The 14,337-nt window shown below is 63.5% G+C and carries 11 protein-coding genes; 5 read left to right on the top strand and 6 right to left on the bottom strand.

The window, feature by feature from the left end:
- The 5 genes from KBA32_RS08150 to KBA32_RS08130 all read left to right on the top strand — a co-directional run.
- The coding region (locus tag KBA32_RS08150) for a sugar ABC transporter ATP-binding protein (protein WP_294357330.1) at positions 1 to 1,565 on the top strand (1,565 nt) is incomplete at its 5' end.
- A 13-nt stretch (positions 1,566 to 1,578) separates the two neighbouring features.
- Positions 1,579 to 2,607: an ABC transporter permease gene (locus KBA32_RS08145; protein ID WP_294357328.1), complete on the top strand. Its 1,029-nt coding sequence runs from the start codon at positions 1,579 to 1,581 to the stop codon at positions 2,605 to 2,607.
- Positions 2,604 to 3,578, top strand: coding sequence for an ABC transporter permease (locus KBA32_RS08140; RefSeq protein WP_294357327.1), 975 nt, complete (start codon positions 2,604 to 2,606; stop codon positions 3,576 to 3,578). The genes KBA32_RS08145 and KBA32_RS08140 overlap by 4 nt, the downstream gene beginning before the upstream one ends.
- Before the next feature lie 17 nt (positions 3,579 to 3,595).
- A complete protein-coding gene (locus tag KBA32_RS08135) occupies positions 3,596 to 3,913 on the top strand; it encodes an L-rhamnose mutarotase (RefSeq protein ID WP_294357325.1) in 318 nt (105 codons plus the stop codon).
- Between the two features lie 121 nt (positions 3,914 to 4,034).
- Positions 4,035 to 5,714, top strand: a complete 1,680-nt coding sequence (locus KBA32_RS08130) for a methyl-accepting chemotaxis protein (RefSeq protein ID WP_294357322.1) — start codon at positions 4,035 to 4,037, stop codon at positions 5,712 to 5,714.
- 293 nt (positions 5,715 to 6,007) lie between these two features.
- On the opposite strand, the gene KBA32_RS08125 is transcribed toward KBA32_RS08130, so the two are convergent.
- The 6 genes from KBA32_RS08125 to fucK form a co-directional block, all read right to left on the bottom strand.
- Entirely contained in the window at positions 6,008 to 6,865 is an 858-nt protein-coding gene (locus KBA32_RS08125; protein WP_294357320.1) for a helix-turn-helix domain-containing protein, read from the bottom strand.
- Positions 6,866 to 7,045: 180 nt separating this feature from the next.
- Positions 7,046 to 9,103: a phosphate acetyltransferase gene (gene pta, locus KBA32_RS08120; RefSeq protein ID WP_294357318.1), complete on the bottom strand. Its 2,058-nt coding sequence runs from the start codon at positions 9,101 to 9,103 to the stop codon at positions 7,046 to 7,048.
- A gap of 154 nt (positions 9,104 to 9,257) precedes the next feature.
- Entirely contained in the window at positions 9,258 to 9,692 is a 435-nt protein-coding gene (gene fucU, locus KBA32_RS08115) for an L-fucose mutarotase (protein ID WP_294357317.1), read from the bottom strand.
- Between the two features lie 222 nt (positions 9,693 to 9,914).
- Positions 9,915 to 10,859 (bottom strand): ABC transporter substrate-binding protein, encoded by a 945-nt coding sequence (locus KBA32_RS08110; RefSeq protein WP_294357315.1) that lies wholly within the window; start codon positions 10,857 to 10,859, stop codon positions 9,915 to 9,917.
- 40 nt (positions 10,860 to 10,899) lie between these two features.
- On the bottom strand, positions 10,900 to 12,522 hold the full coding sequence (locus KBA32_RS08105) for a methyl-accepting chemotaxis protein (RefSeq protein ID WP_294357313.1): 1,623 nt from the start codon (positions 12,520 to 12,522) through the stop codon (positions 10,900 to 10,902).
- Between the two features lie 264 nt (positions 12,523 to 12,786).
- Positions 12,787 to 14,208: an L-fuculokinase gene (gene fucK / locus KBA32_RS08100; RefSeq protein ID WP_294357311.1), complete on the bottom strand. Its 1,422-nt coding sequence runs from the start codon at positions 14,206 to 14,208 to the stop codon at positions 12,787 to 12,789.
- Between the last annotated feature and the right edge of the window lie 129 nt (positions 14,209 to 14,337).

Raw genomic sequence — 14,337 nt, 5'->3', positions numbered from 1 at the left:
AGCAACCACCAGGAGCAGTCAGCATGCAGGCTCAAGATCGTCCCGGACATCTTCTGTCGCTGAAGAACATCAGGAAGACCTTCGGGGGTATCCGCGCCCTCAAGGGGGTCAGTCTGTCGCTCGATGAAGGCGAAGTGCTCGCCCTCGTCGGGGAGAACGGCGCGGGAAAATCGACCCTGGTCAAGGTCCTGACCGGCATTTACCACCCGGAAGAAGGCCAGATCAACGTGCGCGGCAGCGAGTTGATCTTTGAGGACGCACACGCCGCCGGCCGCGCCGGCATTGCGGCGGTGCACCAGGAAACGGTGATGTTCGACGAACTGTCCGTCGCCGAGAACATTTACATGGGCCGCCAGCCGATGCAGAAGGGTGTTATCGACTGGACCACGATGAACAGCCAGGCGCAGGTGATCCTCGACGAAATCGGCGCCCCGTTCAAATCCGACGTGCTGGTCAAGAGCCTCGGCCCGGCCGAGCGCCACCTCGTCGAGATTTCGCGCGCGCTGTCGCAGGAAGCCAGGGTGGTGATCCTCGACGAGCCGACCGCCGCGCTCTCGCGCCAGGAAATCAACGACTTCTACGGCATCGTTCGCCGCCTGCGCGACCAGGGCAAGGGCATCATCTTCATCACGCACAAGTTCGACGAGATCTTCTCGCTCGCCGACCGTTACCTCGTGCTGCGCGATGGCGCCTCGGTCGGCGAAGGCCGCATCGCCGACGCGACCGAGGATTCGCTGGTCAGCCTGATGGTCGGCCGCGATCTTGAACACGTCTATCCGACGATGAGCGAAGCGTCATCGACCGAACTCTTGCGCGTCGAAAACCTCAACCACCCGACCGAATTCGAGAATGTGAACTTCGCGCTGCACAAGGGCGAAGTGCTCGGCTTCTATGGTCTCGTCGGCGCCGGCCGCTCGGAAGCGATGCTCGCGCTCTTTGGCCTCAAGGAACACGCGACCGGCCAGTTCACGCTCGACGGCAAGCCGCTCGTCGTGCGCGGCCCGGAAGACGCGATCAGCGCCGGCATCGCCTACGTGCCGGAAGAACGGCAACGCCAGGGCGCCATCCTCAGCTTCAGCGTGCGCGAAAACCTCACGCTGGCCGCGCTCGGCCGTCGTCTCGCCGGCCCCTGGCTGCGCCCGAGCGACGAGCGCAAGATGACCGAGGAAGCGATCGGCACCCTGAAGATCAAGACCGACGGCACCGAGCAGATCATCAGCGGCCTCTCCGGCGGCAACCAGCAGAAGGTCGTCATCGCCAAGTGGCTCGGCACCGAACCGCGCATCGTCATCCTCGACGAACCGACCAAGGGTATCGACGTCGGCGCGAAGTCGGCGGTTTATCAGCTGATCGCCGACATGGTCGCCGACGGACTGTCGGTGATCCTGATCTCCTCCGAGCTGCCGGAAGTCATGCACCTCGCGCACCGCGTCGTCGTCATGCATCGCGGGCATCAGGTGGCGGAATTCAAGCACGGCGAAGCGACGGCGGAAGACATCGTGGCCGCCGCGTCCGGACTCAAACAGCGTGAAGCGGGCGCAGCATCGACCGCCGCGCATTCATAAACGGGGACGTTGCATGAAAAATTTCTTCCTCCATAACCGGGAAGCGGCGCTCGCCGTCATCGTCGTCGCGCTGGCCCTGCTCATCGGCCTGCGCGCGCCGGTCTTCCTGACGCCGGGCAACCTGCTCGACGTGCTGACCGACTCGTCGATCCTGGCGATCCTCGTCATGGGCCAGATGGTCGTCCTGCTGACCAAGGGCATCGACCTCTCGGTGGCCTCCAACCTCGCGCTCACCGGCATGTTCTGCGCCGTCATGGGCAAGGCCTTCCCGACACTCAACGCGGTCGATCTCGTCGCCATGGCGCTCATCTTCGGTGCGCTGCTCGGGCTGATCAACGGCTTGCTGATCACCGGCTTCAACCTGCCGCCGATCGTCGTCACGCTGGGCACCATGTCGGCTTATCGCGGCGCGATCTTCCTGCTCTCCAAGGGCGCCTGGATCAACGACCAGGACATCCACCCGGCGATCAAGGGGCTGCCGCGCATGGTCTTCCTCGGCCTGCCGGGACTCGTCTGGTTCGCCATCGTGACGCTGCTGCTCTGCTGGTGGTTCTTCCGCTACCGCCGCGCCGGGCGCGAGATGTACGCCATCGGCGGCAACCTGTCGGCCGCGGCCTACATCGGCATCCCGATCAAGCGCCGCCTGCTGCAGGTCTATACGATGTCCGGCGCGCTCGCCGGCCTCGCCGGCCTGCTCTGGGTCGGCCGTTACTCGATCGCCTTCACCGAACTGGCGGCCGGCTTCGAGATGACCGTCATCGCCTCCTGCGTGATCGGCGGCGTCAGCACCGCGGGCGGTATCGGCAACGTGATGGGCGCGCTGCTCGGCGTGCTCTTCACCGGCGTGATCAACGGCGCCCTGCCGGTCATCCACATCTCGCCGTTCTGGCAGCAGGCGATTTCCGGCTTCGTCATCCTCGTCGCCGTGATCGTCAACGCCCGCTCCGAACGCCGCGCCGGCAAGCAGATCCTGCCGCCCAAGGGCGCAGCGGCTGCATCGTCCAATAACCATCGTGCTCAGTTGCAAGGAAGCAAATCATGAAGGCCACCCGTACCTGGGAACTCATCCTCGTTTTCCTGCTGCTCATCGTCGTCGCCGGCTTCTCGGCGACCACCGAAGGCTTCCTGGACTTCTACAACCTCTCGGACAGCACCTTCAACTACAGCGAGAAGGCGTTGATCGCGCTGGTCATGGCGCTCGTCATCATCGCCGGCGAGATCGACATCTCCGTCGCCGCGACGGTGGCGCTGACCTCGGTGATGATGGGGCTGGCCAAGAACGCGGGGGCCGGCGTCGGTGTCATCGTGCTGGTCGGCCTCGCCTCCGGCGCGCTGTGCGGCGCGTTGAACGGCTTTTTGATCACGCGCTTCGCCCTGCCCTCGATCGTCGTCACCATCGGCACCCTGTCGCTCTACCGCGGCATGGCGCTGGTGATCCTCGGCGACGGCGCGATCACCGGCTACCCGGCCGCGCTGTCGGCGCTCGGCAACGGCTACATCGGCGACCTGCTCGGCCTGCCCTGGCTGCAGATTCCTTACGAGTTCGTGATCTTCATCGTCTTCGCGATCGCGATCGGCATCCTGCTGCACAAGACGATCATCGGCCGGCGCATCTACGCCATCGGCGCCAATCCGGTCGCCTCGCGCTTCTCCGGCATCGCGGTCAATCGCTACCGCTTCCTGCTCTTCGTCGCCGTCGGCATGATGGCAGGCTTCGCCTCGGTGCTGCTCACTGGCCGCATCGGCAGCACGCGCCCGAACATCGCCATGGGCTGGGAGCTCGACGCGATCACCATGGTGATTCTCGGCGGCGTCAGCATCAACGGCGGCAGCGGCTCGCTGCTCGGCGTCCTCCTCGCCATCGTCGTCCTCGGCATGTTCACCTTCGGCCTGCAGATGATGAACGTGCCCGGTATCGTCATGTCGATGATCCTCGGCGGCTTGCTGATCGTCTCGATGATCGTGCCCATCCTGATCCGTAGCCGCAAGCCACGCGTGGCCAAGGCCGCCTGATATCCCGGAGAACGCAAATGGAAAAAATCGCTTTCAAGATGAAGTTGAAACCGGGCCACGTCGCCGAATACCGCGCGCGCCACGACGCGATCTGGCCCAAGCTGGTCGATCTCCTGCGCGTGAGCGGCGTCCGCGACTACAGCATCTATCTCGACGAAGAGTCGCTGACGCTGTTCGGCGTGCTCTGGCGCACCGCCGACCATCGCATGGATGAGCTGCCGCAAACCGACGTGATGCAGGAGTGGTGGGCCTACATGGCCGACCTGATGGAGACGCAGACGAACGGCAACGAGCCGGTGGCGATCCCCTTGCCGCGCATGTTCCACATGGAGTAGAAACGGAACTCCTGGCTTCGTTCGGGGACGAAGCCAGTTCCCGCACTACTGCCCCGGCCAGGGGCAAACAACAATTCTCCAGGGGGCAATGAACATGCGGAAAACACTCATGAGATTACCCATGCGAGGCTTTCACCTGAACGCGCTCGGGGTTCGTGTGCGTCTGGGGCTCGTCGTCTCGCTCTCCGTCATCGCCTTGCTGGCCGTCGGTCTCGGCGGCTGGTTCGGCATCACCCGCATCAGCAGTTCCGTCGTCACCCTGCAGGACACGCGACTGCCCGCCGCGATGCTCGTCGGCGACATCCGCGGCGCAGCCAACCAGTTGTTGCTCCTCTCTTTCGAAGTCCTCGCCCGCGAGAAGCAGGCCAACGCGCAAAGCAAGTTCGCGCAGACGCTGGCGCGCAAGGAATCCGTTACCGCCATGCTGATCAAGGCGATGGAGGATTACGACCGGATCGCCAAGACCGAGGAAGAGGCCGAGTCGTGGAACACGCTCAAGGAATCGATGAAGCCGTGGCTGGCGAGCAATACGGAACTGTCTACGGTCATCAAGGCACTGGCCGACAACGACGACGCGGAAAAGCAGGCGCAGCTGTTCATGCAATACAAGGCACCGCTTGCAACCTGGGGCTACACGCAGGCGCGCGTCGATCTCAATCTTGCGAGCCTGCTCGCGCTGAACAAGGCCGCCGTGGAAAAGGCGCGCGAAGCGGACAACCTGACCATCGCGTTCGCCGAGCGCTTCATGCTGATCACGCTCGGCGTCGCGATCGTCGTTCTGCTGGTGCTCGCCGTCTTCTTCGTGCGCAGCATTACGGCGCCGCTCGAAGGGCTACGCCGCGCCATTGTCAGCGTCGCCGGCAACAACGACTTCACCCAGCGGGTGAACGTGCAGGGCAAGGACGAAATCGCACAGACGGCCGGCGCCTTCAATCGCCTGCTCGAGAGCATCCAGCACTCGCTGCGCGATGTGCTCGGCAACGCCGACGACATCGCGACGGCTTCGGAGCAGGCCTCCGCCGCATCGCAGCAGGCCGCGAATTCATCGGAAAGCCAGAGCGAAGCGGCGACCAGCATGGCCGCGGCGATCGAGGAGATGACCGTTTCCATCTCGCACATCGGCACCAGCGCGCACGACACGCTCAGCCGCGCGCGCGAAGCCGGCGCCGCCGCCGACCAGGGTGCGCTGATCATCACGCAGACGCACGAGGAGATGGACAAGATCGCCGGCACCGTCGAACAGGCAACGAAATCGATCGAGAAGCTGAGCCAGGAATCGGCACGTATCTCGACGATCCTGCAGGTCATCAAGGACGTTGCCGATCAGACCAACCTGCTGGCGCTGAATGCGGCGATCGAAGCGGCGCGCGCTGGCGAACAGGGGCGCGGCTTCGCCGTCGTCGCCGACGAGGTGCGCAAGCTCGCCGAACGCACGACGGCCTCGACCGACGCGATCAACCAGCTCGTCGTCTCGATGCAATCCTCGGGGCAGGAGGCGGTGCGCTGGATGGGTTCGGTCAACGAGCAGGTCGCCATCGGCAAGCGGTTGTCGGACTCGACGGTCGGCCACATCGACGGCATCCGCGACAGCGCGCAGCAGGTGGTAACGGCCGTGACCGACATCTCGGCGGCGCTGAACGAACAGAACGCCACGGCGCACGCCATCGCGCAGCAGGTCGAGACGGTCGCCCGCCTTTCGGAGACGAACAGCGCGACAGCGAAGGAAACCGAGGCGATCTCGGCGAATCTCGATCGTCTGTCGTCAAACCTGAAGACGGCGACCGGGAAGTTCCACGTTTGACCCGAAAAACCCGGGCTGCAACGCAAAGGCGCAAAGAACGCGAAGGTTCGCAAAGAAAACAAAGCGCTGCTTGCTTTGCGATCTCTGCGCCTTTGCGGTGAGTTTGTTTGGGTCAGAGTCTGTGAAAAAAACTCAAAACCCACCACAAAGGCGCAGAGGCACAGAGGAAACGCAGAGAAAAACTACCGTTACCAAAGATTTTCTCCGCGAAAATTCTGCGTCTCTGTGTCCCCCAAGGGGATTTCCTGCGGGGCATCTCTGTGGTGGATGTTTCGGCATTTGTTCACGACCTCTCAGGCGAAACGCTGCCCCGCCCCGCTCGCCTTTTCCTCGTTGCGCCGGTACTTCAACGGCGTCATGCCGATCTCGCGGTGGAAGCGGCTGGTGAAGTAGTTGCTGTCGTTGAAGCCGCAGGCGAAGGCGATCTCGGTCACCGTCTTGTCGGTTTCCTTCAACATGCGCATGGCGCGGCACAGGCGCACGCGCAGCAGGTAGCTGTTGGGCGGCATGCCGGTCACGTCGGCGATCTTGCGGCTCAGCGTGCGCAGGGGAATCTCGAACTTCTCGGCAAGGCTTTCCCAGTCGATTTCGTCACGGAAATGCTCGTTCAGATGGCGCAGCAACCGGGTCAGGCGCGCGTCCTTTTCATCCTGCTGCGTGGCGTTTTCCGGCTGGCCGCGCCAGAGTTCGATCATCAGCTGAGTAATCAGAAGTTCGACCATCTGCTCGGAGTAGTTGTGGCGGTTTTCGGTTTCTTCGGAGATGCGGTTGAGCAGTGTTTCGACCCGCTTCAGCGTGCAGCCGCCAACGACGTAGCTGTCGTTCTCTGCGCCGGCGTGCTGTTCGAGCAGGTTGGCGACGGTGTCCTGGTTTACGTGCTTGAAGCGCGAGGGAAGGATCAGCACATTGGTCAGGTAGAGGTCGTCGAGGCGGTCCATGAAATGCGTCTGATTGGCGCGCACGTGGAAGACCGAGCCGCGGCAGATCGGCGACGGGGTGCCGTTGATGTAGTTCATGGCACTGCCCGAGCGGACGATCACCAGTTCGTCGAACTCATGCACGTGCTCGGGAAAATACGTTTGCGGCGATCGCGGCAGTACCGAGACGACCGAATCGTTCGGGAAATACTCGTCGCGCGTCAGTGTTTGCATGGCCCTCCACCTTCAGACTTCATGGCGCCTCGGCGCCGTCGGTGCCGAACCGGGGTCTCTTTGACCCCGTTTTCAGTGTCGGCCAGCCTAGCCGATAACACAAGCCCGCCCCTTCGCCTGTCTGCCAAAAATGGCGCTGACCGGCCGATTTACCAAGGATGCGATCGGCGTCCGGCGAGTTCAGGCGGTCTTGTCGGTCATGGCCTGGATGGCCGTGAGCGCAATGGTGAACACGATGTCGTCAACCAGCGCGCCGCGCGACAGATCGTTCACCGGCTTGCGCAGCCCTTGCAGCATCGGCCCGACGGACACCACGTTGGCGCTACGCTGCACCGCCTTGTAGGTCGTGTTGCCGGTGTTGAGATCGGGAAAAACGAAGACGGTCGCCTGCCCGGCCACCTGGCTGTTCGGCGCCTTCTGCCGCCCAACCTCGGCAACCGACGCGGCATCGTACTGCAACGGGCCGTCGAGAACGAGATCCGGGAATCGTTGCTGCGCGATCTCGGTGGCACGGCGGACTTTCTCGACGTCCTCCCCGGCCCCCGACGTGCCGGTGCTGTAGCTGATCATCGCGACCTTGGGCACGAGGCCGAACGCCGTCGCGCTGTCCGCGCTCTGCTTGGCGATCTCGGCGAGCTGTTCGGCATTCGGCGCCGGGTTGATCGCGCAGTCGCCGTAGACGAGCACCTGATCGGGCATCAGCATGAAGAAGACTGACGAGACGATCGACGATCCCGGTGCAGTCTTGATCAGCTGCAATGCCGGACGGACCGTACTCGCCGTCGTGTGCACCGCGCCGGAGACAAGCCCATCGACATCGCCCACCGCGAGCATCATGGTGCCCAGCACCACCGCATCTTCAAGCTGCGCGACCGCCTGCTGGGTGGTCAGCCCCTTGCTCTTGCGCAGCTCGACCATCGGCTCCACGTAACTCGCGCGGATGAGGTCGGGGTCGAGAATCTCGAGGCTGGCGGGGAGCGTGACGCCTTGCGAGGTAGCGACCGTCTCGATCACTTCGCGCTTGCCGAGCAGCACGCAATGCGCGATACCTTTCTGCTCACAGATAGCGGCGGCACGCACGGTACGCGGCTCCTCGCCTTCCGGCAGCACGATGCGCTTCTTCGCCGCGCGCGCCTTCTGGATGAGCTGGTAGCGGAACGCCGGCGGCGACAGCCTGGTGTGTTCGGGCAGGTAGAAGGACGCCGAGATCACCTCGGCATCAAGGTGTTCGGCGACGTTGTCGAGCACATCATTCATGCGCGCCATGTCATCGCACGGCACGGCGCTCGATATGCGGCCGATCCGGCGCGCGATGGAGAAGCTGTCGTCGGCGGTGCGCAGGACGGGCAGGCCGGTATTGAACGCCGGCGCGGCGAGCTCCATCACCTGCGGCGCGATCCTGCTGTCGTGAGCGAGGAGCAGACCGGCCAGCTCGATGCCGCGACTGGCAGCCAGCGCCGAAGCGAGGATGATGTCGTCACGCTCGCCCGAGGTGATCACCAACGTTCCCGGCCGCAAGCCGGGGATGAACGGCGCGACCGAGCGCGCGGCTATCACCGTCTGAATCACGCGGCGGACACCAAGCTCGCCGGCAGAGACAATCTCGGCGCGGAGATGCTGTGCGACATCCAGGGTGCGCGGTGCGCGCAGGATCGGGTTGTCGTGCACCACGCCCCACAGCCGCGTTCGCCCTAGTCGGCGCTGCGCATCGGCGCCGTCGAAATCCTCTGCGGCCTTGTTGAAAACGACACCGGCCACCTTGCAGCCCGAGTTCAGGAACTGGCCGATGGCCAGGCGCAGGTCAGCGAACGCGCTCTCCAGCGACGCGTCGGCGACGACAATCACCTCGGCGTTGAGGCTGCGCGCAATGTCGACGTTGATCTGCGAGATGAAGGAATGCGACTCGTCGGCATGCAGCCCCTCGATGATGAGCACGTCGGCGGCTTCGCCCGCCTTCATGCACAAACCGACGATTTCTTCGAGCAGTTCGCTCGTCTGGTTGGCGGCGATACGCTCGGCAGTCGCTTGCAGGAGGAGCGCTTCAGGCACCTGCATCTGGAAGATCTGGCGGGCGAAGTAGCCGGAGCGGTCCGGCGTCTCCTCGGCGATCGGCTTGACGAAGCCGGCTTCGATGCCGAGCCGCTGCAAGGTGCGCACCAGCCCGAGCGCAACCGAGGTGAGCCCGACGGCCTTGCGCGCGGGGATGATCAGAAAAGCCTGTGCGTTCTTTCGTCTCATGCAGTCATCCCCTTGGATCAACGGTTCCGCCAGTGATTATTGATCTGGCACGACAATGTCTCAACCACCGTTCGGGCCGAGCCCGTCGAAGCCCGTTACCCTTCGACAAGCTCAGGGCGAACGGTCTTCAAACATGACCTCGCCTGATTAAAATTCAGCCGACGAAAGGTGGTGTCACCCCTTTTTTCAGCAGGATGTTGCCGTACTTGGCCATCTCGCTCGTCATCACCACGGCAAATGCCGCTTGTGCGCGATCGTAGAAGGCGAAGCGGTCGATGCGCTCGATCGACAGGCCCGGTGCGTCGCCAAACAGCGCCTTGCGGTAGCGCGCCTCGACGCTCGGATCGAGCTCGTCGCCGGCCACTGCCGCCATCATGACGAGCGGCGGCGCATAGCTGTCGAGCTCGAACAGGGGAATCAGGCCCTTGAGCAATGTATCGACGCCGACGCCATCGGCGCGCAGGACACGGCTGTTCATGCTGTGGCCGGGGAAATGCGCGTCGGCGAAGACGATCTCGTCGCCGTGGCCCATCTCGGAGAGCACCTTCAGGAGTTCGGGGGAAATTGCAGGAGAAATTCCTTTGAGCATTTCAGTCTTCCATGGATGAGGTTGATCGGTTGCCCCGCCACGGCGGGGCCGGTCGCGTGATCTCAGAGTCTATGAAGAAATTCGAAATCCACCGCAGAGGCACGGAGGCACAGAGAAAACACAGAGGAAATCCACTATTTCAAAAGGTTTTCTCTGCGAAAAACTCTGCGTCTCTGCGTCTCTGTGACTCTGTGGTAGGGATATCGGTACTTTCACAACCTCTCAGTCGTAGAGGACGGCGGCGATCTTCGGGTCGTTCATGTTGTTCTTGTCCCACCAGTAGAAGCCGGTGTCGATGACTTTCGGCAACTGTTCGCCCTTGATCGCCCTGACCGCCGCTTCCACCGTCTTGTAGCCCATGCCGACCGGGTTCTGCGAGATGGCGCCGGCCATTTCGCCGCTCGCCACCGCGGCCTTCTGCTCCTTGCCCGAGTCGTAGCCGACGATGACGATCTTCTTCTGCATCTCCTTCATAGCGTTCAGCACGCCGATCGCCGAGCCTTCGTTGGCGCCGAAGATGCCCTTGATGTCCGGGTACTGCTCGAGAATGGCCTTGGTGATCTCGGCCGACTTCGCCTTGTCTCCGCCGCCGTACTGGACACTGACGACCTTGATGTCGTGGTAGGCCTTCATGCGCTTGACGAAGCCATCGCGCCGGTCGATGCCGGTACGGCTGTGGTCGTCATGCACGACGACAGCGACCTCGCCGGACTTGCCGATCAGCTCGGCCATCTTGTCGGCGGCGAGGCCCGCAGCGGCGAAGTTGTCGGTGGTCGCCGTGGTGCGCGGGATGACGCTATCGACGCCGGAATCAAAGGCAATGACCGGGAGCTTCTTGTAGTGCGCATCGACCAGCATCGGCGTCGCCGCCCTGCTGTCCAGCGCGGCCAGCGCCAGCGCGGCCGGTTTGTTGGCGAGCGCGCTCTTCAGCATCTCGGTCTGCTTGTCGATCATGGTCTCGTTTTCCGGACCTTCAAAGGTGATCCTGACGTCGAAGTCCTTGGCCGCCTGCTCGGCGCCGGCCTTCACCGCTTGCCAGAACTGATGCTGCGAACCCTTCGAGACGATCGGAATGTACACCTCACGATTCGCCATGAAGGCGAAGTAAGCCGCCACACCGGCGGCTACAACGACAGCACCACCCACTATTGCTTTTCCCATGCTCATCAGATTGCTCCCTTTAGTTGGACACTCATTGCTACAAACCCTAGAGCCTATACTGATCCGTAATAGTTCGCATCTCGCGCGCCAACGCGTTGAGCTGTTGTGCCGTCATCGCGCTCGCGCGCGCCGCCCCGGTGCTCTGCTCGGCCATCTGCGCGATACGCTCGACCGATTGGGCGACGGCGGTGCTGGCCGAACTCTGTTCGTGGATCGCGTCGGTAATCTCGCCGACCATGCCGGCCGCCTCGCGCGAGCCCTCGCCGATCTGCCGGATGAGGTTGCAGGCGCCGCCCGCGCGCGCGACGCTCGCCGCCACCTGATCGACGGCACCGTGCATGCTGGCCGAGGCGTCCTGTGCGCCGGCGCGCATGGCAGCGATCGTCTCGGTGATCTCGTGCGTCGATTTCTCGGTACGCTCGGCGAGCTTGCGCACTTCATCCGCCACGACAGCGAAGCCGCGCCCCTGCTCGCCGGCACGCGCCGCTTCGATCGCTGCATTCAGCGCCAGCAGATTGGTCTGGTCGGCGACGTCCTTGATGACGCCAACGACGGTAGCGATCTTCTGGCTCTGCGTTTCAAGCTTGTTGATGATGTCGGCCGAGGCGGAAACCGACGCGGCGATCGTGTCGATGTCGCCGACGGCTTCGACGACGACGTTCTCGCCCTCGGTCGCCAGATTACCGGCGCTGGACACACGCTCGCGCGTACGCGTCGCGCGGTCGCCGACCTGATTGATGCTGACGGTCAGTTCTTCCATGCTCGCCGCCATTTCCGAGGCGGCGGCACTCTGCGCTTCCGACGTGTCGGCGACCTGCCTCGACGCGTCCGACATCGTCTCGGCCGACTGCGCGACCTGCGCCGCGGCACGGGCGACGCTCTGCAGGTTTCCCTGCAAACGTTCGAGCAGGCGGTTCAGCGCCGCGCCCATCTTGCCGATCTCGTCGTCGCTGCGCAGGTCGACGCGCGCCGTCAGGTCGAGTTCGGATTCGACGCGCGCGACGGCGTGCTCCATGCGTGCGAGACCGCCGCTGATGCTGCGTCTGAGGGCAAAGCTGAAACCACCGAGCACGAGTGCGCCGAACGCAATGGAGACGAGCGAGAGCCAATTACCGCTGGCCAACGCGGCGTTGGCCTTTTCCCGTTGTGCGGATGCGAGCTTCTTCGAGTAATCGGTGTGCTCGACCAAGTGCTTCTCAAGCGCGTCGATAAGCGGTCTGCCCTGAACGAAGAGCTCCTTGGCGTCCGTGTTCTGGCTGTCGCGGGACTTCCGGAGCACCTGTTCCACCGACGCGAGGTACGCCGTGTAGGCCTGGCGGTCCGCCTCCAGCATCTGGCGATCCGTATCGTCGCTGTTGGCCGCCAGCGTCGCGTAGGCGTCGAGCGTCGTCGCAAAGAGCTGCCGGGCATCGGCGATCCGCTTGTCGTAAGCCTTCTTCTCGTCATCGTCCCACGTGGTCATGTGCCCGAGCACGGCGACGCGGATCTCGAGGAAGGTCTTCTGCATCAAGGCGATCGCCTCGACCGCCGGAACCGTGTTCTTCTCGCTGTATTCGACGGCCTCGCCGATCGAGTGCGCGACCCGGTTACCGATGATACCGACAACCAACAGGATGACCAGCGAGAGCACTGCCATCAAGGTCAGTTGGCGGGATATGGTCAGTTTCATCTCGCTTCTCCTTTGCCTGTGAGCCGCCGGGTTCGTAACGGCCCGACAAGACTACCCTAAGGCTGGACGCATGCCAGCCCTCGTTCCCAAACGCCGAATCGGCTCAGAGTCAGTGAAGAAATTCAAAACTCACCGCAGAGGCGCAGAGGCGCGGAGGCGCAGAGGAAACACAGAGGAAAAACACTGTTTCCAATGGTCTTCTCTGCGAAAACTCTGCGTCTCCGTGACTCTGTGGTCGGTGTTTCAGCAGTTATTCACAACCGCTCAGGAGGCCGGGTGATAAACCTGATAGTCGTGGGAGACGACCGCGCTCGCCGCTTGGGGCGTCGGGTAGTAGCCCAGACCGCAGAATCCATAGAGGGCGGCACCGAGCACGGTCATCTCGTTCTCGGCGACGACGCGCACCGGGATCTTCAACGCGTCGGCCTTGATCTGGTTCCACAGACGATTCTTCGAGCCGCCGCCGACGAGGATCAGCTCCTCGGCCTTGAAGCCGCAGATGCGTTCCAGTTCGTGCAGCTGATGCGCGAGCTTGGCCGACAGCGCCTCCAACGTCGCGCGGTAGAGATGGCCGCGCGAGGTATTGATCGACAGTCCGCTGAACGCGCCACCGCCGACACCGCCGCCGCCGACAAGGAGGTCCGGTACCATCCTCACCCCGTCGCAACCCGCCGCCACGGCGTTCGCCTCGGCGATCATCTGCGCGTAGACCTCGCCTGGATTGGCACCCTTCCAGCACATCTCCTTCACCCACTCGAGCACGCCGGAGGCCAGCCATTGCAGGCCGGGGTTGTACAGGCCGGACGCGGAATCAAGTTCGCAGGTGGACTCGGCAAAGCCTGACAACGAGACGGTGTCGACCTGCGCCGTACGCGCCATGAGGATTTCCCACGTCCCCGACGAGAGCACGGGCTGGTTCATGCCGGCGCCGGACCCGAAGAGGGCGAACTGCGTATCGTGCCCGGCGGAGGTCACCGGGATGCCGGCCGGCAGTCCGAGGAGTTGCGCGGCGTCAGCGTGCAGCTGGCCGATCACCTCGCCCGGATTGACGATCTTCGGAAAAATCGACTTCGCGATGCCGACCTTGCCGAGGATGTCTTCACTGAACTCGTCCCGCGCCAGATCAAACATCTGGCTCGTTCCCGCCATCGTGCGGTCGGTCGAAAAGACGCCGGTCAGGCGATGGTTGATCAGGGACGAGATGAACAGCCAGTGCGCCGTCTTTTCGAGAACGTCCGGACGATTCTCGCGCAGCCAGATGAACTTGTAGAGCGTGTTGAACGTGAAATGCCCGACACCTGAAATCTGTTGCAGGCGCGCCGGATCGAAGTACTTGCGGATGTTCGCCATGACCGCGGCCGTGCGCGGGCATTTCCAGCTGATGATCGGGTAGAGCAGCGAACCTCTGGCGTCGACCGGTGCGCCGTCGACGCCGAAGGTCGTGACGGTGACGCCGACGACGCGACGTTCTTCGGCCGCCAGTTGCCCGGTAATCGCCGCGCAGCACTGCGCGAACTTGCCGAGGATCTCGTCGAGCGACCAGATATGCCAGGCGCCGTTCTCGGCCGCCGGCTGCGTCGCGTTGGGCAACACGCCCTTGGCGACGATTTTTCCTTGGGTATCGACCGCGATCGCGCGGACATTGGTCGCTCCGCAATCGAGCACGACGACGACATCGTTAGCCATGAAATCTCCGTCCCTGTTCTCGGCTCACTGTGCGCGCCTGGCTCTGATGGCGAACGCACGATGGTTCTTCGATCGACCGGAATGCAGGCAACACACCGCCCTCCGAACGACCGACTTGGTTTTTCAATT

Origin of the sequence: Propionivibrio sp. (assembly GCF_017995515.1) — a bacterium.
In the GTDB taxonomy this organism is placed as follows: domain Bacteria; phylum Pseudomonadota; class Gammaproteobacteria; order Burkholderiales; family Rhodocyclaceae; genus Propionivibrio.
This window is presented reverse-complemented; position numbering and strand designations above follow the sequence as displayed.

Bases quoted from the DNA above. Each gene is read 5' to 3' on its own strand.
- pta (WP_294357318.1), bottom strand. From the start codon at position 9,103: ATGAGACGAAAGAACGCACAGGCTTTTCTGATCATCCCCGCGCGCAAG.
- KBA32_RS08145 (WP_294357328.1), top strand. From the start codon at position 1,579: ATGAAAAATTTCTTCCTCCATAACCGGGAAGCGGCGCTCGCCGTCATC.
- fucU (WP_294357317.1), bottom strand. From the start codon at position 9,692: ATGCTCAAAGGAATTTCTCCTGCAATTTCCCCCGAACTCCTGAAGGTG.
- fucK (WP_294357311.1), bottom strand. From the start codon at position 14,208: ATGGCTAACGATGTCGTCGTCGTGCTCGATTGCGGAGCGACCAATGTC.
- KBA32_RS08110 (WP_294357315.1), bottom strand. From the start codon at position 10,859: ATGAGCATGGGAAAAGCAATAGTGGGTGGTGCTGTCGTTGTAGCCGCC.
- KBA32_RS08105 (WP_294357313.1), bottom strand. From the start codon at position 12,522: ATGAAACTGACCATATCCCGCCAACTGACCTTGATGGCAGTGCTCTCG.
- KBA32_RS08125 (WP_294357320.1), bottom strand. From the start codon at position 6,865: ATGCAAACACTGACGCGCGACGAGTATTTCCCGAACGATTCGGTCGTC.
- KBA32_RS08130 (WP_294357322.1), top strand. From the start codon at position 4,035: ATGCGAGGCTTTCACCTGAACGCGCTCGGGGTTCGTGTGCGTCTGGGG.
- KBA32_RS08135 (WP_294357325.1), top strand. From the start codon at position 3,596: ATGGAAAAAATCGCTTTCAAGATGAAGTTGAAACCGGGCCACGTCGCC.
- KBA32_RS08140 (WP_294357327.1), top strand. From the start codon at position 2,604: ATGAAGGCCACCCGTACCTGGGAACTCATCCTCGTTTTCCTGCTGCTC.